At 66.0% G+C, this 22,316-nt stretch carries 20 protein-coding genes; 9 read left to right on the forward strand and 11 right to left on the reverse strand.

Going from position 1 to position 22,316, the window contains the following annotated elements; all coding sequences use genetic code 11:
• Window positions 1–5 precede the first annotated feature (5 nt).
• From AB4089_RS06460 to AB4089_RS06475, 4 genes are all read left to right on the forward strand, one after another.
• A complete protein-coding gene (locus tag AB4089_RS06460) occupies window positions 6–803 on the forward strand; it encodes a dioxygenase family protein (protein WP_441408472.1) in 798 nt (265 codons plus the stop codon).
• Window positions 804–995: 192 nt separating this feature from the next.
• Window positions 996–1,853 carry an SDR family oxidoreductase gene (locus tag AB4089_RS06465; RefSeq protein WP_441408473.1) on the forward strand — a complete coding sequence of 286 codons (858 nt, stop codon included), beginning with the start codon at window positions 996–998 and terminating at the stop codon, window positions 1,851–1,853.
• A gap of 98 nt (window positions 1,854–1,951) precedes the next feature.
• Window positions 1,952–2,467 carry a universal stress protein gene (locus AB4089_RS06470; RefSeq protein WP_441408474.1) on the forward strand — a complete coding sequence of 172 codons (516 nt, stop codon included), beginning with the start codon at window positions 1,952–1,954 and terminating at the stop codon, window positions 2,465–2,467.
• Window positions 2,468–2,588: 121 nt separating this feature from the next.
• A complete protein-coding gene (locus AB4089_RS06475) occupies window positions 2,589–3,749 on the forward strand; it encodes a hypothetical protein (RefSeq protein ID WP_441408475.1) in 1,161 nt (386 codons plus the stop codon).
• A gap of 66 nt (window positions 3,750–3,815) precedes the next feature.
• Here AB4089_RS06475 and trxB read toward each other — a convergent pair whose 3' ends face one another.
• The gene (gene trxB, locus AB4089_RS06480) at window positions 3,816–4,793 is read right to left on the reverse strand and encodes a thioredoxin-disulfide reductase (RefSeq protein ID WP_441408476.1); all 978 of its coding nucleotides are present in this window, start codon (window positions 4,791–4,793) and stop codon (window positions 3,816–3,818) included.
• A 197-nt stretch (window positions 4,794–4,990) separates the two neighbouring features.
• Window positions 4,991–5,626 (reverse strand): LysE family translocator, encoded by a 636-nt coding sequence (locus AB4089_RS06485; RefSeq protein WP_441408477.1) that lies wholly within the window; start codon window positions 5,624–5,626, stop codon window positions 4,991–4,993.
• Window positions 5,627–5,970: 344 nt separating this feature from the next.
• Between AB4089_RS06485 and AB4089_RS06490 the strand changes: the two genes are divergently transcribed.
• Window positions 5,971–7,566, forward strand: coding sequence for an MFS transporter (locus AB4089_RS06490; protein ID WP_441408478.1), 1,596 nt, complete (start codon window positions 5,971–5,973; stop codon window positions 7,564–7,566).
• A gap of 8 nt (window positions 7,567–7,574) precedes the next feature.
• Here the strand turns inward: AB4089_RS06490 and AB4089_RS06495 are convergent, their stop codons facing one another.
• From AB4089_RS06495 to AB4089_RS06510, 4 genes are all read right to left on the reverse strand, one after another.
• A complete protein-coding gene (locus AB4089_RS06495) occupies window positions 7,575–8,243 on the reverse strand; it encodes a GAP family protein (protein WP_441408479.1) in 669 nt (222 codons plus the stop codon).
• A gap of 38 nt (window positions 8,244–8,281) precedes the next feature.
• A complete protein-coding gene (locus AB4089_RS06500) occupies window positions 8,282–9,460 on the reverse strand; it encodes an AI-2E family transporter (RefSeq protein WP_441408480.1) in 1,179 nt (392 codons plus the stop codon).
• A gap of 106 nt (window positions 9,461–9,566) precedes the next feature.
• Complete coding sequence (locus AB4089_RS06505) at window positions 9,567–9,953, reverse strand: SHOCT domain-containing protein (protein WP_441408481.1); 387 nt, start codon at window positions 9,951–9,953, stop codon at window positions 9,567–9,569.
• A gap of 109 nt (window positions 9,954–10,062) precedes the next feature.
• Entirely contained in the window at window positions 10,063–10,503 is a 441-nt protein-coding gene (locus AB4089_RS06510; RefSeq protein WP_441408482.1) for a hypothetical protein, read from the reverse strand.
• Window positions 10,504–10,735: 232 nt separating this feature from the next.
• Here AB4089_RS06510 and AB4089_RS06515 point away from each other — a divergent pair, with 232 nt between their 5' ends.
• Window positions 10,736–11,566: a class II glutamine amidotransferase gene (locus AB4089_RS06515; protein WP_441408483.1), complete on the forward strand. Its 831-nt coding sequence runs from the start codon at window positions 10,736–10,738 to the stop codon at window positions 11,564–11,566.
• Between the two features lie 121 nt (window positions 11,567–11,687).
• Here AB4089_RS06515 and AB4089_RS06520 read toward each other — a convergent pair whose 3' ends face one another.
• Together AB4089_RS06520 and AB4089_RS06525 are read right to left on the reverse strand one after the other, a co-directional pair.
• Window positions 11,688–13,301 carry a hypothetical protein gene (locus AB4089_RS06520; RefSeq protein ID WP_441408484.1) on the reverse strand — a complete coding sequence of 538 codons (1,614 nt, stop codon included), beginning with the start codon at window positions 13,299–13,301 and terminating at the stop codon, window positions 11,688–11,690.
• 316 nt (window positions 13,302–13,617) lie between these two features.
• Window positions 13,618–14,178 carry a potassium channel family protein gene (locus AB4089_RS06525; RefSeq protein WP_441408485.1) on the reverse strand — a complete coding sequence of 187 codons (561 nt, stop codon included), beginning with the start codon at window positions 14,176–14,178 and terminating at the stop codon, window positions 13,618–13,620.
• 152 nt (window positions 14,179–14,330) lie between these two features.
• Here AB4089_RS06525 and AB4089_RS06530 point away from each other — a divergent pair, with 152 nt between their 5' ends.
• Together AB4089_RS06530 and AB4089_RS06535 are read left to right on the forward strand one after the other, a co-directional pair.
• The gene (locus AB4089_RS06530) at window positions 14,331–16,979 is read left to right on the forward strand and encodes a LuxR C-terminal-related transcriptional regulator (RefSeq protein WP_441408682.1); all 2,649 of its coding nucleotides are present in this window, start codon (window positions 14,331–14,333) and stop codon (window positions 16,977–16,979) included.
• A gap of 138 nt (window positions 16,980–17,117) precedes the next feature.
• Window positions 17,118–17,570 (forward strand): universal stress protein, encoded by a 453-nt coding sequence (locus AB4089_RS06535; RefSeq protein ID WP_441408486.1) that lies wholly within the window; start codon window positions 17,118–17,120, stop codon window positions 17,568–17,570.
• Between the two features lie 45 nt (window positions 17,571–17,615).
• Here the strand turns inward: AB4089_RS06535 and AB4089_RS06540 are convergent, their stop codons facing one another.
• From AB4089_RS06540 to AB4089_RS06550, 3 genes are all read right to left on the reverse strand, one after another.
• Window positions 17,616–17,912, reverse strand: a complete 297-nt coding sequence (locus AB4089_RS06540; protein ID WP_441408487.1) for a hypothetical protein — start codon at window positions 17,910–17,912, stop codon at window positions 17,616–17,618.
• Between the two features lie 177 nt (window positions 17,913–18,089).
• Complete coding sequence (locus tag AB4089_RS06545; RefSeq protein ID WP_441408488.1) at window positions 18,090–18,959, reverse strand: IclR family transcriptional regulator; 870 nt, start codon at window positions 18,957–18,959, stop codon at window positions 18,090–18,092.
• Between the two features lie 156 nt (window positions 18,960–19,115).
• Entirely contained in the window at window positions 19,116–20,369 is a 1,254-nt protein-coding gene (locus AB4089_RS06550) for a glycoside hydrolase family 1 protein (protein ID WP_441408489.1), read from the reverse strand.
• 374 nt (window positions 20,370–20,743) lie between these two features.
• Here AB4089_RS06550 and AB4089_RS06555 point away from each other — a divergent pair, with 374 nt between their 5' ends.
• Window positions 20,744–22,300, forward strand: coding sequence for an ABC transporter substrate-binding protein (locus AB4089_RS06555; RefSeq protein WP_441408490.1), 1,557 nt, complete (start codon window positions 20,744–20,746; stop codon window positions 22,298–22,300).
• Window positions 22,301–22,316 lie beyond the last annotated feature (16 nt).

Genomic DNA, 22,316 nt, shown 5'->3' on the forward strand with positions numbered 1-22,316 from the left:
TTCCCATGACACAGACAGCCGACCGGCCTCCCGTCCTCTTCCTCAGCCATGGAGCGCCCCCGCTGGCCGACGACTCCACGTGGACCCGCGAACTCAACGAGTGGTCCGGCACGTTCGGCAAGCCCAAGGACATCCTCATGGTCTCCGCCCATTGGGAGAACGCCCCGGTGACGCTGAGCGCCACCGGCCGTGATCCGGGGCTGGTCTATGACTTCGGCGGTTTCGCCCAGAAGTACTACGAGGTGGCATATGACGCCCCGCAGGCGCCTGAGCTTGCTGCCGAGGTGGAAAAGCTCGTGGCCGCCCACGGCCACCACGTGGCCCGAGACGAAAGCCGCGGCCTGGACCACGGTGCCTACGTTCCGCTTAAGGAGATGTACCCGGCGGCAGATGTGCCTGTGGTGCAGATGTCCATGCCGACGCTGGATCCGCAGGGATTGTTCGATCTCGGGGTGTCGCTGGGGCCCCTGCGCGACCGGGGCACGCTGATTGTCGGATCGGGATTCACCACGCACAACCTGCGCTGGTTCAATCCTGCCGGCGGACCGGACAGCACCCCGCCGACGGTCTCCCGGGAATTCGACCACTGGGCCGAGGAAGCCATGGCCCGCGGCGATGTCGACTCCATCCTGGACTTCCTGAACAAGGCGCCGGCCGCCCGCGAAGCTCACCCCCGCAGTGAGCACTGGGCCCCGCTCTATGTTGCCCTCGGAGCCGCCTACGGCTCGGGCGACATCCAGGCCAAGACGGCGATCGACGGATTCTGGTTCGGGCTGTCCAAGCGTTCCTGGACCCTGACCTAGACGCGAGGGCCTCACCCTTAGCGGAGCCGCGAGACCGCCGGCGTCGCACAACGTAACTGTCACACAACTTAACACTGGGAATGACCCGCACCGGGGGCCGGTTGTGAACCCCGGGCGCCGGTTCGCCGGGGCTGCCAGAACTTGATGGACGTCCCTTCACGACTACTTCACGACAACTTCCAGGAGCGCAACATGACGATTGCAGTAACAGGTGCCACAGGACAGCTGGGCCGGCTGGTCCTCGAGGAACTGCTGACCAACCAGGAACCGGCCTCGCTCGTCGCGGTGGTGCGCGACGCCGCGAAGGCCGAAGAGCTCCGCGCCCGTGGCGTGCAGGTGCGCGTAGCGGACTATTCCGATCCGGCCGCGCTCGAAGCCGCCCTCGCGGGCGTCGACAAGCTCCTGCTGGTCTCCGGCAGCGAAGTGGGCGCCCGGGTGGCGCAGCACGCGAACGTCGTTACCGCGGCCAAAGCCGCTGGCGTCGGGTTCATCGCGTACACGTCCGTCCTCGCCGCGGACACCACCGAGCTGATCCTGGCGCCCGAGCACAAGGCAACGGAGCAGCTCATCCGCGGATCGGGACTCGGCTTCACATTCCTGCGCAACGGCTGGTACACCGAAAACTATGCCCAGACCGTGGCCACTGCGCGGCAGACGGGCGCCGTCGTGGCCGCCGCCGGTGACGGCCGGGTAGCCAGCGCCACCCGGGCCGACTACGCCGCGGCCGCCGCGGCCGTCCTCACCACCGCCGGGCACGAGGGCCGGACCTACGAACTCTCCGGCGACCACGCCTGGGACTTTGAGGAACTGGCCACGGCGATCACCGAACTCGCGGGCAAGGAAGTTGTGTACCGGCCCGTTTCGGCACCCGAACTGGTTCAGCTCCTGACCGCTGCCGGGCTGGACGAGGGCACTGCCGGATTCCTCGCCGCCCTCGATACGGACACCAAGGCCGGGCTGCTGGCTACCGTCACCGGTGAGCTGTCCGGCCTGATCGGACGGCCGACGACGCCGCTGCTGCAGGCTTTGCAGTCGGCCGCGGCAAGTTGATGCCCTGCCCCTGGGGGACCGGGAATGGGCATAATGAAGGCGTGAAATCTCTGCACGCCCCCGGGGCATAGGCTGCCCGCCGGTGGGAGCCGCGACTGATGGACGACGTGGAACCGCCAGCTGATCCCGGTCGGGCCGGTGACGGGCCGTGGTCGGACGGCCCGCTGGTTCTCGGCGTGCCCTGGGAATTCGACGAGCGGCTGGTACGGGCCGCAGCAGGGCTCGCATCAATCATGAGGGCGCACCTGATCTGCGCGTTCGTTGACCCGGCGAGCTACCTCACGGAGTGGGACCAAGCCGGCTACCGGGACGGCACGTCCCTTGATCCTGTCCGAAACCTGGAAGCCGAGTTCCCGGCCCCGCAACTGCTCAACTCCCTGGAGGGCATTCTTGGGGTGCCCGGCGGAACCTGGTCCTTCCGGGTGTTGAACGGGGAAGTTGCCCGGGCGCTGGTCCGGCTGGCGGAAAGCACGGATGCGGCCGCGCTGATCGTCGGCGGCCAGCGGCCCGGCCGGGTTGCCCGGATGAGCCGGCTTCTGGAAGGCTCGGTCAGCGTGAACCTGACACGCCTGCAGGGCCGTCCCGTGCTGATCATTCCGCACCCGGGGCAGTAGGCCGCCGCCGGTGCAGCGCTGGACGTATCTGGCCGGGTTTCATCCGCTCCGGGTGACGGCACCGGCCCCACAGCGGCCATAGCGTGGGGTTACCCGCAACCCCGGCGAATCGAAGTGAGTGATGTCGGACCCAACCCACCGCGCAGCCGTCACGTCCGAGTCGCGGGCGCTCGTCATCGGCAGTGCAGGCTTCCTGGTCCTCGGCGGCGTCGCGCTTCTGCTCGTCGGGCGGGAACCTGTCGCATTGTCCGGCCGGGGTTCGGCCGGTGACATAGCTGCGCTCGGCACCGCGATTCTGGGGGCCGGGGCAGTGGTCGCCGGCTGCGTGCAACGCAGGCAACAACCGCCACCGGCGGCTCCGGCAGCATCGGCCCGGTCCGGCCGGCTCCGCACCGCCATCGACATCGCCGCCCTCGCCCTGACCCACGCGTCCATCTTCCTGCTTGGCTGGCTGGCGCTCTTCGCGATCTTCCAGCAAGCTTTCCTCGGCGCGGTCCTCTACCCCGTGGCAGCTGCCGTCCTCGTCGGAACCACCGGGGCCGTCAGCGCCTACATCGCCTACCTCTCGGCGCTCAGCATGACCGCCTACCGGCTGGCCGCGCTCCTGGCCGGGTTCCTCGTCACTGGTGTCCTCACCAGCATGCTCACCGCGCAGGACCCGCTGTGGTGGCAAGAGCACCTCAGCGCCCTCGGCGCGAGCTCCGATATCTCCGGGGTGACGTTCAACTTCACCTTGATCGTCGCCGGCGTCGTGGTCACCACCCTGGCGGGATACTCCACCCTGACCCTGGCGACGGCGGCGGCGACCCCGTCCGCGCGTCACCGGGTGAGGCTGCTCGAAAGCGGGATCGTCATGTTGGGGATCTTCCTGGCCTGCGTCGGCGTGTTCCCCGTCGATGAGCGCTTCGGCCTCCACACCCTGGCCGCGTCCGGCATGGTGGTGGTGTACGGGTCACTGATCGTCCGGATCCGCGCCCTGGTGCCGTCCATCCCGGCGACCTTCGCCGCGCTCGGCTGGGTTTTCCTCGCTGCGATCGTCACTGCCGCGGTGCTGTGGTTCCCGGTCGGCTATTACAACCTGACCGCTGTGGAGCTCATCGCCGCCCTGCTGATCTTCTCCTGGCTCATCGTCCTGATCCGCAACCTCGCCGCCGTCGACGCCGACCAGCTTGACGCCGACCAGCTCGACGCAGACCGCCCGGCGAACCAGTTGCCGCAGCCCGACGCCACCGCGGCCCAGCCTGGTCCGGCCGCACAGGATGAAAAAGCGGCTGAGCCGTGAGTGCCGCCGGCGGGGCCACGGTGACGGCGGCGCCGTCGTGGTCTAAGCAGTCCAGGAAGTGAGCGCCTACGAGTGGGTGGGCTCCTCGACCAGGGCGGTGGCGATGCTGTCCGCATCTTCTAACGCCGCGAGGTAGCGTTCGGCGTCGAGGGCCGCGGCACAGCCGGTACCGGCCGCCGTGATGGCTTGGCGGTAGCGGTGGTCCACGGCGTCCCCGCACGCGAAGACCCCGGTCAGGTTGGTGACCGTGGTGGGGGAGTCCACCTTGATGTAGCCCTCGGCGTCGAGGTCAATCTGGCCGGCCAGCAGCTCGGTCCGGGGGACATGCCCAATCGCCACAAAGATCCCGGTGGCGGCCTGTTGGCGGGCTTCGCCGGTCCGGGTATCCGTCAACGTCACGCCCGTGACCTTGGCATCGCCGTGGATGGCAGTGACGGCGGAGTTCCAGGCGAACCTGATTTTGGGATTGTCCTTGGCGCGCTGGGCCATGATGCGGGAGGCGCGAAGCTCGCCCTTGCGGACAACCACCGTCACGGTCTTCCCGAAGCGGGTCAGGAAAGTGGCTTCCTCCATGGCGGAGTCGCCGCCGCCGACCACGATGATGTCCTGGTCGCGGAAGAAGAACCCGTCGCAGGTGGCGCACCAGGAGACGCCGTGGCCGCTGAGTTTCTTCTCCTCGGGCAATCCGAGCTCCTTGTACGCGGAGCCCGTGGCGAGGATGACGGCGGGCGCCTCATAGGTGTCCCCGGCGCCGGTGACCACGCGCTTGAGGTGGCCAGCGAGGTGGACTTCGGTGACGTCGTCGAAGATCACCTGGGCGCCGAACTTCTCAGCCTGTTGCTGCAGGCCGTCCATGAGCTCAGGACCCTGGATCCCGCCGGGGAAGCCGGGGAAGTTCTCTACCTCGGTGGTGTTCATCAGGGCGCCGCCGGCGGTGACGGCCCCGGCGATGACGAGCGGCTCGAGGCCGGCGCGGGCGGCGTAGATTGCCGCGGTGTAACCGGCAGGACCGGATCCGACGATGATCAGCTGTTGGTTGCTCATGGAAGACTCCTGGTTTCTGCGGGGCCAAAACCGTCGGCATGACGTCATTCCAACTGTAGCGATGGATGCCACGGGTGGCAGGATGCGCCGTTCATCGCGCACACAGTCCCGGTAGGCCATCACCCGTTTCGAATGACCCGTGGTAGCTCGGCAGGATGGGCGCAGCTTTCCGCCGCGTTTTAAGCCGAGAGCCGCGGCTAAGCGGAGACCAGGGTCTTCGTCAGGATCGTCCCGCCAACCCCGACCAGGACCGCGCCTGAACCCCCGACGATGATCCGGTTGGTTCGGGGCCGGGCGAGGACGGTGGTCACCTTCTTGAGCCCGCTGACCAGCAGCACGTACCAGGCCAGGGCGATCAGGAGAAAGATGCCCGCCATCAGTGCGTGCTGGGCAAGGGCCGGCAACGGGGCGACGTTGAATTGCGGGAACAGCGACAAATAGAAGACGGCGACTTTCGGGTTGAGCAGGTTGCTCACCATTCCTTGCACGAAGGGTGAACTGCCGCGGGAGGGGCCTTCAGCCTGGGGTACCGCCGGTTGCTTGTGCTTCCTGGCAAATGCCTCCGCAAGGGCCCGGGCACCAAGGTAGAGCAGGTACGCGGCCCCGGCGATCCGGATTCCGGTCCCAAGGGCCTCCGATGCCCCCAGCAGCGCCGTGACACCGAGGACGGCGAGTGCGGCAAGGATCGTGTTGCCCACCATGATTCCGGCGGCGGCTGTTGCCGCTGCCCGAGGGCCGCGGGCCGCGTTCCTGAGGACGAGCGCAAAGTCGGGGCCCGGGACGAGGACGACGACGAGGCAGGTGAGCACAAAGGCCGTCAGCTGTTCGACCATGGTGGATTGCCTCCGGGGGCTGGTTCTTGGGTGGGGCGGGATAAGAAGTCTGCCCCGCAGTTAAGCCGGGGCCAGTCTCCTAGGTTAGGCCATCGCCTGGGGTGGCTGGAGTCCTTCGTTGCCGCACAGCGATGGCGAGCGCCGAAACCTCACCCGCCGGGAATGATCCGGCCGTGGTGGCGGACAGCTAGCGTGGCATCAGCATCGCACTACGGTGGGCTCTGGCGGGGTGCGTTCCTGGAGGGCCGGGCCCGTGCGTGCGCCCGCCCGGTCTACGGCAGAGGAGGCGGCATGTCCGGCTGTGAATTGATCTGGGACGCGGCGGGCCGCTGGGACGGCCCACAATGAGCTCTCCCGACGGCGCCGCCGCGCAGACGGTGCCGTTCAACCAGAAGCTCGCTCTGCTGCTGGCGATGGCGATGTTCGTCCTCGTGGTGGACACGTCGATCATGAACGTCTCGATCTCCGCCGTGGTGAACGACATCGGTGCGACCGTCAGCGGACTCCAGTCGACAATCGCCCTTGAGGCGCTCGTTTCAGCGGCCTTCATCCTGATCGGCGGCAAGATCGGCGACCTGATCGGGCGCAAGCGCGCTTACGTCATTGGGCTTTGCTGCTACGCCATCGGTGCCGTCGCGATGACCCTGGCCCAGAGTCTGCTCCCGATCATCATCTGCTGGGCCCTGATCGGCGGCCTTGGTGCCTCGCTGCTCCTTCCCGCCATGCAGTCCCTCATTCACGGAAATTTCGAGGGAGATGCCCAGCACAGGGTCTATGCCCTGGTCGGCGCCTCGGCGGCGATTGCTGCCGCGGTCGGGCCTTTGCTCGGCGGCTTCCTCACCACGTTCCTGTCCTGGCGCGTCGCCTTCCTGCTCGAGGCCCTCATCATCGCGGTCGTCCTGTCCGGAATTAAGCTCGTCAAAGACGTGCCGTACACCGGGCCGCGGGAACTGGATCTCTTCGGATCATTCCTGTCCATTGTCGGCATGGGCGGCGTCGTGCTCGGCATCCTGGTCTGGCAAGAAGGCGGCGAGGCTGTCGGCGCACTCCTGGCCGTGGGTGCCGTCGGTCTGGGCGGTCTGGTCTACTGGCTCGTTCAGCGCAAACGCCGCGACAAGCCGACGCTGCTGGACCCGGACCTGTTCCAAACCAAAACGTTCCGCTTTGGTGCCACGGGACAAATGCTCCAGCAGATCGCCCTGGGCGGCACCATGATCGTGCTGCCCATCTACCTTCAGATGGTGCTCGGATACAACGCCATGCAGTCAGGCCTGTCGATCGCACCGCTTTCGCTGACCATGTTCGTGGTCGCCATGATCGCCGGGAAGAGGTCCGGGAGGCGGCGCCCGGCCAGCCTCATACGGTGGGGCTTCCTGTTCCTGGTCCTGGGTTTGGTGGTGCTGGTCCCGGTCGTGCCGCGCGCGGACTCCGGCTGGTGGCTTCTGATCCCGCTGATCATTTCAGGATTTGGCCTGGGGCTGCTGGTATCCCAGCTGAACAACTACACCCTGTCCCCGATTTCGGACGAGCGGGTCAGCGAGGCCGCCAGCGTGAATTCGGCCGCGGGATCGTTCGGTCTGTCCTTCGGTCTCGCGTTCGCCGGCGGGATCATGCTCGCATCGCTGTCGGCCATCTTCATCGGCTTGTCGAATGCCAGCACGGTCCTCCCGCCCGCCGAGAAGCAGCAGGTCGCGACGGTCCTGGAAGACGACGCCCAGGTGATGAGCGATGCGCAACTCCAGGAACAGATCGCCGGCCAACCGCAGGACATCCAGAACGAAATCATCCGCATCAACACGGAGGCCCGGCCCCTGGCCCTCCAGATCGCATTGTTCGTCCCCATCCTTGCCGGCCTCGCCGGGCTCGGCACCTCTTTCCGCATGGTTCGGATCCCCGATCCCAAGCCAGCTGGCGCCGGTGAGGGGACTCTCCTGGGCTAAGTTCCGGGTCAGAGCTGCGCAAGGCTGTAGCCGACGACGAAGAGCCCGATCGCCAGGGTGACGATAGCCGCGATCCTGCGCCCGTGGCGCTGTAGCCAGTTGTAGAGCGTGGTCAAGGGCGCTTGGGCGCGCTCCGGGGACTGGAGCCACACAGCGACGGGAAGAACGACGGCGGACTGCGCCACGAGGGCATAGGCGAGGATCAGGATGCTGCCTTCCAGCGGCGACGGTTCCTGGACACTGATCACGGCACCTGCCGTGACGGCCAGCAGGATTGCCTTGGGACGAAGGTTCAGGCCCAGGCCCAGGACAGCGAATTCCCAGGGTCGGGCGGAGCGGAACCTCGAGGTCATCTTGCCCAGCATGGCGTTCTCCCGCTGGCCCTTGCTCAGGAACAGGAACAGGGAGTACCCAATCAGAAGGACACCGATCACGATGGCAAACTGGGCCACCCATTCGTCCCTGTGCAGGAGCGGTGGCCTGACGGGCAGGAACTGCAGCCCGACCGCCGAGAGGCCCACCACTACAACGGAACCTGCAAGGCTGCCGATCAGGAAGGGAAGGGCCCCGCGGCGTGGATCCGGGGAGAGCAGGATCATGATCGTCACACTGACAGGCACGGTGCTCATCGCACCGGCGACGGCGAACAGCAACAGGCTGGTGACGGTGCTCAGCATGCGTTCTCACCTGCCCCGGGCAGCACCCTGGCGGCGCGTCATGCCTTCGGCGCGGTGCTGGTGCCGGTGCTGGTACCGCTGCCGGTGTCCGGCTGGCCAGGCCGTAGCCGGCCGCGACGGGCCCGGATCGCCTCGTCCTCTTCTTTGAGGAGATGTTGAACGTCTGTCCTGTCGCCCGTCAACGGCCGCCACCATGCGAGCGCGGGATCGGAATCGAGCAGGAGGGCGCGGACGAAGAGCGTCAGGGGGACGGCGAGGACAGCGCCGACGGGACCGAGGACCACGGCCCAGAATAGGACGGAGACAAAGGTCAAGGTCTCGCTGAGCGACACGGCGTTGCCCACATACTTAGGCTGGACGATGGACTGGATGACGCTGTTGATCCCGCCGTAGACGATGATGATGGTCACAACGGTGGTCCAGCCGCCTGTGAGGAATCCGAAGAACAGCGGCGGGATGATTGCGATGAAGTACCCGATGTTGGGGATAAAGCTGCAGATGAAAGACAACAAGCCCCAGAGCAGGGCCCCGGGGACGTGCAGGATGACCAGGACCAGCCAGTTGAATATGCCTTGGGCTAGTCCGAGGACCGTGGTGGCGACCATGTAGCGGCGCACGCCGGTTCCGAAGACGTCAAACGCGGCGACCAGTGCCGGCCGGTGGAAGTTCAGGTGGGTCAGGATCACAGGTACGCGCGAGCCATCGATTGCCATGAGGATGAGCATTGTCAAAATGATCACGAGGCTGGTGACCAGGCTCGCGATGTTCCCCAGGAGGCCGCCGAGAAACCCGATGATACGGCCGGGGGTGAACCCGTTCAGGACTTCTTGGGCCTGCTGGGGGCCGAAGCCCACAGACTCCAGCGCACTGGAAATTGTGGCGCCGAGCTGTTGCATTTGGGGGGCGTATTGCGGCAGCAGCGCGGAGAACTGTGCCAGTGAGGCGATGAGAACCGCGGCGAAGGCAGTCAGCAACCCGAAGACGGCCGCGATGGTGGTTCCCGTGGCTATTCCCCGGGGAATTCCCCGTCCCTGCATCCAACGGCGCAGGGGATGGACACAGAGCGTGAGCACGAACGCAAAGAACACCGGTGTGACAATTCCCCGCATCGCGCCGAGGCCGAATGACACAACGGCCGCGCCGGCCAGGGCGAGCAGGATAGTTACGCTGCGGGGGAGGGCCGGACGGGGACCAGGTTCCGATGATGCCGGCTCCATTGGGCCCTCCTTGGTTCAGCCTGGTTCCACTTTAGGGGCGAGGAAGCGTGCTGAGTAGTGGATTCATTGTGGCCTGTCCCCGACTATGAGGGATCCCCAATCTGAGTCAGACGACTACCTTGCTCTTGATCCGGTCGAACTCCTCCGGAGTGATGGTTCCAGCGTCCATGAGTGCCTTGGCCTTGGCGATCTCCTCACTCGGACTGGCCGAGGCAGCCTGGCGGATGTAATCATCGGTTTCCGCCCGGCTCTTGCGGGCCGCCTCCGTTGCCCGCTTCGTCATTCCCTTGCCGCGCGCGACCATGTAGGTCAGGACGGACAGGAGGGGGACAAACACCAGGAAGAGGATCCAGACGGCCTTCCACCAGCCGCTGAGTTCGTGGTCGCGGAAGAGGTCGCCGATCACCATGAACAACGCCCACAGGAAGGCGAAGAACGCATAGAAGATAAACATCCACCATAAGAATTCCCAAAAGTTCTGGAAGAAACTCATTTTCGCTTCCCTGCTTTCCATTGGCGGGCGTTCAATTGGCGAGGCGTTACTTGTGAACGGGACCCTGTGCGGGTGATTGGGCCACAGGCCCGGGTCCCTGGTGGCTGCTTTAGCATTTGGCGTCATTCGTGAGGTCGCTGACGGCGGCCTGCACGTTCGCGGCTTCGTCCCGCAGGGAGTTGATTGCCTGGGTCAGGGTGGCGGTGTCGGGAACGGCGTTGACGGCGGCACCAAACTTCTGTTGGGCGGTCTTGACGGCATCCACGCGATCCTTGGCTGCGTCACCGGCTGCCGTGACCAGATCGTCGTAGGCTTTCGCCACCTGCTCCCGGGCCGACCGGATCTGCTCCAACGTGGCACCTGGCTTGAGAGTGTCCTTGAAGTTCGTCAAGGATGAGGAGAAGGCAGCGGAAGCGGCGCACACCGGTGAAACGCTCGGGGTCTGGCTGGTGGCGGGGCTGGCGTTCGGACTTGTGGTGCTGCAGCCCGTGAGCAGCCCGATTGCCGCACAGAAGGCAATCAGCGCGAGGACTGGTTGTGGTCTCGACACTGCAAGGCCCCTTTCTCCGTAGACTCGCGCACTTTTCATGGCTCGCGCCTGGCAGTCCTATCACTGGCAGGTACCACAAGTGTTGGCTTCGGACCCGGCGGGCGCCTCACCCGCCGGGGGTGATCCTGCAGGCGGTGCCCGCGCGCGCCCGCGACCGGTCGAATCACCCCCGGATGATGATGTGCGGGTCCGGTACGCGTGATGGACTGCTGTCCAAAACGAGGAGGACGTCATGTGCCGTTGGCTCGCGTATTCGGGGTCGCCCGTGAAACTTGATGATCTTTTGTACAAACCTGTCCACTCACTCGTCATGCAGAGCAAACACGCACGCATGGGAGTCGAGACGACCAACGGCGATGGCTTCGGTGTTGGCTGGTATGGATCGGCGCCGACTCCCGGAGTGTTCCGCAGCACGGAGCCGGCCTGGCACGACCGCAACCTCCGCGAATTATCCGCCCTGGCATCCGCCGGGCGCGTTTTCGCCCACATCCGTGCCACAACCGGCTCGGCGATCCAACAGACCAACTGCCATCCGTTCCGGCATGGCCGCTGGCTGTGGATGCACAACGGGCTCATCACGGATTTCCCGACGGTCAAGCGCGACTTGGCCTTCGCCGTCGAGCCGTCGCTGTTTCCGTTGATTGAGGGAGCGACGGACTCGGAGCTGTTCTTCTACGTCGCGCTCACCTTCGGCCTGGAGAAGGACCCGCGTGCTGCGGTCGCCTCTGCGGTTGGACTGATTGAAGACGTAGGCAAGCGCCACGGCATCCAGTACCCCATCCAGATGACTGTCGCAACCACCGACGGCGAGACCACCTGGGCGTTCCGCTACTCCAGTGAAGGCATGTCCCGGACACTGTTCCACAGCGCCGACATCTCCACGCTTCGCGCCCAGTACCCGGACAACGCGATGCTCCAGGAGCTCTCCTCCGACGCGCGCGTGGTGGTTTCCGAGCCGCTGGGGGATCTGAGGGGGGCATGGAGGGAAATACCGGAATCAACGTGCCTGGTGGTGCACGGAGGCGGAGAAGACCTCTTCCCGTTCTCGCCTACAGCCCCCTAGCGCTGGCTGCGTGCCCCGCAACGGCCCCGCCCGCTGCAATTCGGGCCGCCGCAATCCAGTGCGCTGAATAAGTTCAGGGCACTGGATCCCGCACGCCTAGTCCTCTAGAGGATCCCGTTCCTCAAGGAAGAGGGATCGTGGGGTTCGGCTCGTCCGGGGGGCGATCCGCCTTGGCGGGCTTCTCAGCCTTGGCGGGTTTCGCCGGAGGCGCCGGCGCGGGCACGGGCTCCGTGGGAGCCACTGCCGCGGACTCCGGGCCGGGCGCGGCGACGGGCTTTACCGGGGCCATAGTTGCTGTAGCCATCGCCGCGGGCTCCCGGCCGGGCGCCGATAGTGGTCCCGCGGGAGGGGCCGGGGGAGCCTCAGTGACGGGCTCGGTGGCGGACGCTTCGTCGTCCGGGCCGGCCGCAACGGCGGGGCGGCACAGCAGTTCGACCAGGAGAATGGCAAGCACAGCAACGATCGCTGTCCAGATGGCGACGGCCGCCGTCGGGTCCTGCCAGAAGATCAGAACCAGCACGGCGATACCAACTATCGTGGCTTCCAGTATCCGCCGGTAACGGGCCAGCCAGCGCTGCCACGGTCGGGCCTGGCTGGCGCCGACCTTCCCGGTGATGTAATCTCCCGCGCTCGCAAGTCCGTGCCGGACAAACTCCGCGGGGCGCGAATGGCCGCCGAGGAAAGCTGCCACGGCAATGATGAGTCCCACCGCGAAGACGAGGCGCAGGCTGTTGCGTAGGGGCACCAGGAGGGTTTCCACCAGGCTTTGGGCCGCCGCCGGGGACACGGAGTCTGGCGGAATCGAATTCAGGAGGACGGTGCGGCCGATGACCAGTCCCAGCGCCAGCAGCGCCATGGCTATGGCCACCGCCAAACCGACGCCGCTGATGGTGCTCCGTTTCCTGCCACTCGGGGCCACGGCGATCGCGCCAGCGGCGCTAATCACCGTCAGCCACGCCAAGATGGGGGCGGTCGCATCCAGCGTTCGGATGGCGTTCGTGGCCCGGACCAGTTCGGGAGACTGGAACAGCGTGATCTGCGCGTCAACGTCCGGAATGCGGGCGGCAATGCCGACCCCCTGCTGGACCAGGGCACTCTTGACCTGGGCGATGATCTCCTTGGTAGAAATCGTCACAGTGCCGTTTTGGTCGATAGTTACAGTTCCGCCGGAGCTGCCGGTGGCGAGGTTCACCAGGCCCTGGTGGGCCACCCGGTTCACCTGCACCCAAAGACCCTGGAACTGTGGTGTGGCGACGAATTTGGAGACAGCGGTATGAATGAGGTTCTTAGTCTGCTCCGCAATCGCCGGCGCCAGACCGGTGATCACCGCGGCAACACGTGGCGCCGTCTTGCTCAGTTCGTTCAGCGCGTCCGCAATGACGGTCTTGAAGTCCACGGCGTCGGTGATCTGTTGTGTGACCTTGTCCGCGATCTCGGCCTGGATCGCCGGGTCGGAGGCCAAGGGAGCCACAGTTGCGACGTAGCGGTCGGTGTCGATGAGTTCACTGCGCAGGTACATGGCGGGCACAGCGGCGAAGGCCAGCACTGCAGTCAAGACCACCAGCACTATGGCGATAACCCGGCGGGCCAGCCCCGAATGCGACCTGGCCGGCCTGGGTGGTGCCTTTCTGGCCTCGTCCCGTTCCTGCTGCAACCGGGCAACTTCCGCACGCAGCCGGAGTATTTCTTCCTGGTCCGTGCCGCTGGAGCTCGGGGACTGATCTTGGAGAGACATGGGGTTCCGCCTAGGTAGCAACTCGTCGACCCGGCCCGATGTACCGCGGTTGGGCACTCATGACAATTTTCATTGTCCACGCGGTGCGTCCGTCCAGCCCCACCCACATAGGGTGATCTGTTCGTGCCGGGGAAGGGTTGCCGTCCCTGCCGCGGCGCGGCGGTTCGGGCCACGCTGGGCCGCCTGGCGCCTCGCATCCGCGTCCTGCTAGGAGTTTGATGGGCCGCTACTTTGTACTCGGGAGAATTTCCCGCCTACCTTCACCACATTGGCGCTGCATCACCTGTTTTGGGTGATGCAGCAAGGCTGCTTGGGCCTACCGGCCCAGACGGCGGCCGGCAGCGAAGAAGGCCACTTTGACCACTAATAGGAGCACTCCCAGATCAGCAATCATTTGGACGGAAACCACTGCCCGCGCCAGTTGGCTCACCGGAGTAATGTCGCCGAAACCGACGGTGGCAAAGGTGGACGTCGTGAAGTACAGGGCGTCTGTTTTGTTCAAGGGTTCGCTGAATGAGGATGGATCCGTTAGCGACATTGACGTGTAAAGCAGTCCGAAAAGGCACAGAAACATGAGAACGGCTTCGACCACGGTCACGGCGGCCCGGACCTGGGGGATATGCGCCGAGAGGATCATCCGCACTTGAAGGGACATGGCGGCGAGAAATACCACGACGACGGCGGCCAGGCGGATCCACGCCGCCGCCGGATTGTCCACGTTGAATCCCGATATTGGAATTACGAAGTAGAGGGCGAGGATTAGCACGGAAAATGCAGCCAGGCGTGCCGCAGCAAAAATAAGGACCTGCCTCCGCCCGGCTTTATCGAGGTCATGGAGGAAAATCGGGTCCATCTGGCTTCCGTGCTTCGTAGCCATGACTGATGATACCCCCGCCCCACATTTACCGGCGCGCCGCGGGAACGTGGGCGCCGGCTGCTATTTGGCCGCGCAAAGCGAAGGCGCACAAGGGGTCTTTGCGCCCTGTTAGGGCCCTTTTGCGGCCGCCTAGCATGTGCTATGTGGGTGAAATGCAGAATGCTGGATGGCTGCCTGGTCCTCAGTTCAAGATCCGGCCACCGCTGCGCGGTCTCGGAGCGTTGGCGCGTCCGCGCCTGGACAACGCCCTGTCCGCATCCGCCGATTCGCACCGTCTGACGCTGGTCGCAGCGCCGGCCGGCTACGGCAAGTCCACGTTTTTAGGCGACTGGGTCCGCCACTGCGACCTGCCGTGCGCCTGGCTGTCGCTCGATCGGTTCGACACCGAACCGGCACGGCTTTTTCACGGGGTTGTCGGGGCGATCCAGCGCGCAGCCAGCACGGTGCCCATGCCGGGCAACGATGCATTGCTGGCCCTTGACCAGAGCCTCGCCCATGACCGGGCCGCCTCCTACGACCTTTTGCTCCGTGCCCTCGAGGAACTCACGGAGCCGATTGTCCTCGTGATCGACGACGTCCACTTGGCCGGGCCGGGGCTGGCGACTGGAATCGTGGGCGTGCTCGCCGCGTCGGCGCCCCCGTCACTGCGGCTGGTCCTCTCCGGGCGGGGCCACACGTCGATCCAGCTGGAGAGGTTCAGGTACGGCGAGGGCCTCGGTGAACTGCGCGCCCCTGAGCTTGCTTTCACGCAAGAGGAAGTCGCCCAATTTGCCTTCCTGCTGGGACAAGACGCAGCCTTTGACGCTGGTTCCCTGTGGAGAATGACTGCCGGCTGGCCGGTCGCCGTGCACGCGGGAATCGTCTCGCTGGCGCAGGCCGGCAACGTGCCGGTGCCGACGCCGGTCACGGCGCCGGGGACCACAGCAGCGCACGTACCGCTCGCCGACTACGTCGCGGAAGAAATCCTTGACCAACTCGAACCGTCACTGGCTGAGTTCATCTTGCGGGCCACCACCTGCGACTGGCTTGGCCGGCGGCTCGCCGTCGAACTCTATGGCCGGCCGCACGGCGGCGTGTTGCTTGAGGAATGCCTTCGCAACGGCCTGTTCATCGAGGAGCACGATTACCGCGGCGGTGAATCGATGTACCGCTGGCATTCCCTCTTCGCGGCGCAGTGCCGACGAATACTGGAGAGGCGAGACCCACTGCTTGCTGAGCGCCTGCATCGAGTGGCGGCGCGCTACTACCAGGAGTCTGACGTCGTCGAGTGCGCAGCCCAGGCGCTGCAAGGGCGCGCGCCGCGGCAGGCCGTGATGTCGCTCGGCGCGCACTGGCTCGACTTCGTTCTGGGAAACGATGCCCAGAGCCTGGAACGGCTTTGCCGGGACCTGCCGGCGCCGTGGAGCGAGGACCCAGAGATATTGATGATCAGATCCGTCTGCCGCATGCTTTCCGGCGACAACGCGACGGCGTCCGAGCTCACAGACCGGGCACTGTCGCGGACCTATGTCCTGGATGCGCTTCGCCGCCGGAGACTTGAGGCGTGCCGGGCCCATTTCGAGCCGATGCCCGCCGTCGGCCGCCAGGACGTCCACGCTGCCCCGGCCGAGGGCGGCAGGCCGATCAGGGAGATTTCAGAGGACAGCCACTCTGCCGCCAGTTCAACAGGACTGTTCCTCCTTGCCCAGGCGGAATTTCGGCTGCACCGCACCGGCGACCTCGCGGCAGTCCTGCTCCAGTCAGCCGGCGGAAGCGGCAATCTTGAGCGGTTGGAAGCCATAGACATCAGTGCCCAGGCGGATCTTGCGCTGGCGTTTGCAGGAGCCGGTGATCTGGTGCGGGCCGCGGAGAGTGCCACGAGTGCCCTGGAGCGGGGTGAGGCCCTGGGCTGGAATTCGCAGGAACGGATGGCTCCGGCCTGGCTGGCCCGCGGCATTGCATGCTACTGGAACGACGACCTGGCGGCTGCCCAAAAATACCTGGCGAGGGCCCAGCGATTGGGCAGCGAGCTATTCCCTTCAGGACCGCTCAGTGTCATTTATCGGGTACTGACCGATTGTGCCATCGGGGAACCGGACCGGCTCGCAGAATCCAGCTCGGCGCTGGAATCCTTCCACGCCCGGGGACTCTACAGCGTGTCATGGAACGCCCTGCACACCATTGCCAGGGCGAAGGTCGCTGAAGCCCAGGGCGACCTGGATGGGGCGCTGGCGATCGTGCACCCACTCGGCGCTGGCGGACATGGGGCGCTGGCGGATTCGCTGCTGGCGGAGCTGCTGTGTCGCGGAGGCGAGATCGACGCCGCCCAACGCTGCACGGAGTCATTGACTGGCCGGCGCGGCAACTCCTATGTCGACACCTGCGCGAGCCTGACGGAGGCGCTCGTGGCCCACGGAACCGGAGACACGGCCGCGGCGCATGAACGGATTGAACATGCGGTCCACCGTGCCGAGCCCGAGTCCGTCTTTCGGCCCTTTGCGGAGCGGAAAGAGGAACTCGCGGACCTGCTGGTGCAACACGCCGTGTGGGGCACCGCCCACGAGTCCTTCATCGCTGCCCTCATGGCACGTGATACCCAGAGCGGGGCCCGGCTCCGGACACAGTCCTACTGGAGCCTGACGGAGCGCGAACGCGAGGTGCTGGCCTACATGCGCTCCATCATGACCGCGGCCGAAATCGCCGACGCGCTGTACATATCGGTGAACACGGTCAAAACGCATGAACGGTCCATTTACCGGAAACTCGGGGCCGGAAGCCGGCGCGATGCCCTCAAAACGGCCGCCAAGCGCGGCATCGTTTGAACCGGCAGCAGGCAAGGGTGGAGCCGGACAATTCACCCGGACTGGGTGAGGCCCAGGCCGGCAGGGAGGCTGAGACTTGGTGTAGCGCCGGGGTGCCCGGGGATGGCCTCCGCAAGATGACGGTGAAAGTCTGGAATCATGACAAATTCGGATCCTTTTGTGATTGTGGTCGGGTTTGACGGCTCCAAGCAATCGCGCGGCGCCCTCGAATGGGCCGTGGACGAGGCCCGGTACCGCGATGCCGAGCTGCGGATAGTGACTGTTTGGAGCAAAGCGCCGATGTCCTGGTATCCCGCGCTGCTGGAAACAGCCGCCGGGGAGGTCGTGGCCGAAGCGTCTCCGGAACAGCAGGCCGAGGCCCTCGGCGCTGAGGCGGCGCGGGCCGCCGAGGGCGTGAACGCGGTGACGCGGACCGTCCACAGCGACTCGGCGGCGTCGGCAATTCTTGACGCCGCGCGGGAAGCCAATCTGGTGGTGGTCGGCTCACGCGGCCACGGCGGATTCGCGGGCCTGCACATCGGATCGGTCTCAGCGCAGGTGGCCGGCCACTCGCCGTGCCCTGTACTGGTGGTCCGTCCGATAGCGACTTGAGTCTCCGGCTGGCCGGGGCTGACCGGCCAGCCGGAGACTTTCCTCTTAAGGCAGGACCTTGTACAGGTCGATGACCGTTTCTTCGGGCGGCGAGGCGAAGCCACCCTCAATGCCTTGCTGCATCCGGGGCATAAGGATCGTGTCGCGGAATTTCTCCCAACTCTCCTTCGATTCATGGACTGCCATGATGGTCCAACCGCCCGCGGACGACCCGCCGGCGTGGAAGATCTGGCCTTCCGGCAGGAGCCCCTCGCCTGGATGGACTGCTGCAATCGACGCTTCGTACTGCTCCTTGGTGCCTCCCGGGAAAAAGTGCACGACTCCGTAGGGCGCGGTCTCCATTGCTACTCCTAGGCTGGTGGATGGGACTGGACAAGGCCAGTCGTAGACTCCGCTACCGGGCATGTCAAGTAGTTATCCAACCGCAAGCCCGTGCCGCAGCGGCCCGATCCGCTCCACCGCCCGGACGTCGCGCCCATGGGCGATTGAACGGTCCTGTTGGCGGCCAGGCACTGCGCCCTACGCCTGCGCCTGGTGGCGCACGCCGGCACTGGCCTCCGCTGTGAACCCGAGGTTTCGGGACACCGCTCTGGCTGTTGCCTGGACTGCCGGTGCCAGCACGTTCGGGGGAGTGCCGCCGTCGGGAACCACTATGGAAAGAGCCGCGACGACGGCGCCCTGGGCGTCGAATATGGGGGAGGCCACGGAGACTGTCCTGGACGGCGCCGACCTTCTGATCATGGCGACGCCCGTGCGGCGCACGTCGGACAACGTGCGCCGCAGCTGCCCCTCCGGCATGGCGTCCACGCCGGCTTCCTCATCAGCGGGCTGCTTGATGACGGCTTCCTGGAACGCCGTGTCTGCGCCGGCCAGCAACACCAGGCCGACGGCGGTGGACCGCAGGGGAGCCCGGCCGCCCACCCGGTAGGCCACCTCGGTAGCCTGCCTGGAGGACAGCCGTTCAATGAGCACGGCCTCATCCTTGTCACGGACCGCCAACAGGACGTGGTGGCGGGTAACTTCGAAAAGGTCCTCGAGATAGGGCAGCGCGATTTCCCGCACGCCATGGCCCCGCGGCGACAGTGATGCGACTTCCCACAGCCGTACCCCCACAACGTAGCGCCCGTCGTCGAGCCTTTCCAACGCGCCCCAGGCCACCAGCCGGCCGATGAGCCGGAGCGCTGTCGGCGCCGGCATGTCCGCGTACCTGGCCATTTCGGAAAGCGTCAGGGCGCGGCGCCGGTCCGTGAACACGGCGAGCAGGCTCAACGCACGGTCGATGACGGGTTCTCCCTGCTTTGGCCGTTTGCCGCGCGCCGGAGCAGGGGTGCCGGGAGTGGGGGTTGCGGGCCCGGCGGTGTCCGGATCCCTTACTGGGACTGGTGTCATTTCAAACCGTTCCTCTTTCGCCGCCAGTGACCCCCACCACACTAGTGTTTCGCCCAATGAAACTCCTAGCCGGCGCCCGGACGTGGCGCCCACCGGATATGGCGCCCACCGGATGCGGCGCTGTCTGGGTGGGGCGTCACCTGCGGCGGTGCCTGGTCAAACGGACTGGGCCACCTTCGCCCTGGCCAGGCTGCCAAGGAACTTGGCGCTCTCCTTCGGGGTCCGCTCCTGCGTGGCCCTGTCAACGGCGATGAGGCCGAACTTCGGGCCGTAGCCGAAAATCCACTCAAAGTTGTCGAAGGCGGTCCAGGCGATGTAGCCGCGGACGTCGATGCCGTCGGCCAGGCAGGACGCCACGCCGGCCACCGCCGTGCGGAGGTAGGCCAGCCGCTTGGAGTCGTCCTCGGTCGCCAGGCCGTTCTCCGTGACCATCACGGGGATGCCGGCGATCCTGGCCGCCTCCCGGATGGTCGCCTCGAGGGCTTCGGGGTAAATTTCCTCGCCCATCTGGTTCGTCTCGGCACCCTCAGGGGCCGGCGCGACGCCGTCCGGCCCGAAAACCGTGCGGCCGTACGTCTGGATCCCCACGAAGTCGTCCTCCCGGGACGCCGCCAGGAAGCGTTCGTTGACCTCCCGGCGGATCCTGTCCGCCCGGTCCTGGCCGCCGTCGGCTGCCTGGATGTCGGTGTTGGCCAGGGTCCACCCCACCGGGAGCTCCGGACGGACCGCCTTGATGGCGGCCCGTCCCTCACGGTGTGCCGCGAGCTTGATATCGAAGCCGGCCTCGGAGACGGTGAACTGGAAGGGCGCCACGCTGCTTGCCTCGATCCCGAGCCGGTCCGCCGCGGCGGCCCAGAGCGGCACGCTTGCCCTGCGCTCGGGGGCCTCACCGCCCAGGCCGAGTTCCTTGAGCAGCCACGGGAGGTTCGGCTCGTTGAGTGTGCAGGCGACGCCAATGAGGTCGCCGAGGTGCTTCATGGCCCGGTCGCAGTAGCGGGCAAACCGTGCGGGGGTCCGCGGGTCCTCCCAACCGCCGGCCGCGAGGAGCCAGAGGGGTGAGGTGAAGTGATGGAAGGTGACCACCGGGGTGAGTCCGTGCTCATGGCAGGTTTCCAGCATGCGGCGGTAGTGGTCGAGTTCCGCCACTGAGAAATGGCCTTCTTCGGGCTCGATGCGTGCCCATTCGAGCGAGAACCGGTAGCTGGTGAAGCCCAGGCTGGCGATCAGGGCAATGTCCTTGCGGTACCGGTGGTAGTGGTCGACGGCGTCGCCGGATGGTTCGGCGAAAATCGTCCCGGGCAGCCGCTCCAGGAACCAGCAGTCACTGTTGACGTTATTTCCTTCCACCTGATGGGCTGCGGTGGCCACGCCCCAGAGGAAATCCTGCGGGAAAGCAAAAGCGTCGGTCATTTGGTTCCTTTCGGTGTGAGCGCCGGGCGACAGTGCCTGGGCTGACTGTCCATCCTCGGTGCTCAATGACGGACCAGGGATGGCAGTTTTCATTGGTTGAAAGACTCGTCGCTGCCCGTCCCTGCATCGCGCGTCCGCCGGAGACCTACTCGGAGTGACCCCCGCCACAATAATTTTCCAATCAATGACATTGAAGTGTTTCCGTTTGAGGCGGCGCCGTGATCCTTGAGTGAGCCGGTCACCGAGACCCATCGAGGAGAGGGGCACCGGCGCAACGGCTTCGAGAGCCGGTCACAGACGACCGGCATACAGGCCGCCAGGCTCCCCCGGATGTTGACCCCCGTTTGTTGAGAAAGAATGCGAAGGCGCACCACATGAAACTTCTGAACTCCACCGCACGACGGAGCGCGGCCGTTCTGGCCGGGGCGCTTCTGCTCAGCCCGCTGACCGCCTGCGGCGGCTCCGGGCAGGCGGCGTCAACCGTTGACAAGAGCACGCTGACCATCGGCGTCGATAGCGACAGCGCCTCCTTCGGCTTTGACCCGCTGCGCGTCTCGGACGCACAGCGGCAGTTCTTCGAAGGCCTCTACGAAAACCTCATGACCCTGCAGCCGGACGGCTCCGTTGGTCCGGGCCTGGCCACCGGATTCAGCTACAACGCCGATAGCACCGTGCTGACGTTGACACTCAAGCAGGGGGTGACCTTCACGGACGGGTCCACACTCGACGCCGCACTCGTGAAGGCCAACTTCGACCGCCGCACCGATCCCGCACTCTCGGCGTACTCGGCCATCGCCAAGGGCGGCGCACAGGAAGTGACGTCAGTTGATGTCCTCAGCCCCACTCAGGTGGCCCTGACTTTCGCCAAGGCGCAGCCGGGCTTCGAGAAAAACCTGTCCTCCACACTGGGCATGATCGTCGGCAAGACCGGGGCCGCGGATTCGGCGAACCTCGCGGCCAAGCCGGACGGCTCAGGACCGTACACCTTGGATTCCGGGACCACCGTGAAGGGCAACAAGTACGTCCTGCAGAAGAACGGCAAGAGCTCCGACGCCGCGAAATACCCCTACAGCAAGATCGTCTTCAGCGTCATTCAGGACCCGCAGGCACGCGCCAACGCCCTGGTCTCTGGCCAGGTGGACGTAGCCCAGCTGACCTCGCCCACCGTTGACTTCGCCAAGGCTAAAGGCGTGGGAGTCTCCCAGATCGGTGGCACCGTCCAGACCATGATCGCCTTCGACAAGACCGGCAAGACGTCGCCGGCGTTCGCCAGCGAAAAGGTCCGCCAGGCCATCCAGCACGCCATCAACCGCAAAGCCCTGGTGGATGCCCTGCACAAGGGGGATATCGCCACCTGGAACGCGCTGCCCAAGGATTCTGCCGGATTTACGTCGCAGCTGGAAACTGCTTTCGCCTATGACCCGGAGAAGGCCAAGAGCCTCCTGGCCGATGCTGGCTACGCCAACGGCTTTGACTTCACCATCGTCGCCAGCGCCACCACCCAGACGGATCTGCAGGCCGTCCAGAAGGATCTCGCCGCCGTCGGCATCACTATGAACGTGAAAATGGCGACGTCGACCGATGAGGCGTTTGCCGCCGTCGCCACCACCCCGCTGGGCTACGCGCCGCTGGGGTGGGACAACCCGGTGGGCTTGATGTACGGCGCCATCCTGAGCGGCTTCACCAATGTCCAGAAGGCCACGGACGACCAGCTCTCGGCCGCCACGGGCGAGGCCGCCGCTGCCAAGGACGATGCCGCCCGCAAGGCCGCCTTGACCAAGCTCAACACGCGGCTGGTTGAGTCCGGCTGGTTGATCCCGCTGTTCGAATCCCTGACCAACCAGGGCTACAACACCAAGAAGGTCAAGCAGGTGGACTTCGCCGGCAGCAACGTCTACCCGCTGCTCTCGTCCTACGCCCCGGTTAGCTGACCACCGATCCTGCCGG

The organism is Arthrobacter sp. 2MCAF15 (genome assembly GCF_052115605.1).
Classification (GTDB): domain Bacteria; phylum Actinomycetota; class Actinomycetes; order Actinomycetales; family Micrococcaceae; genus Arthrobacter.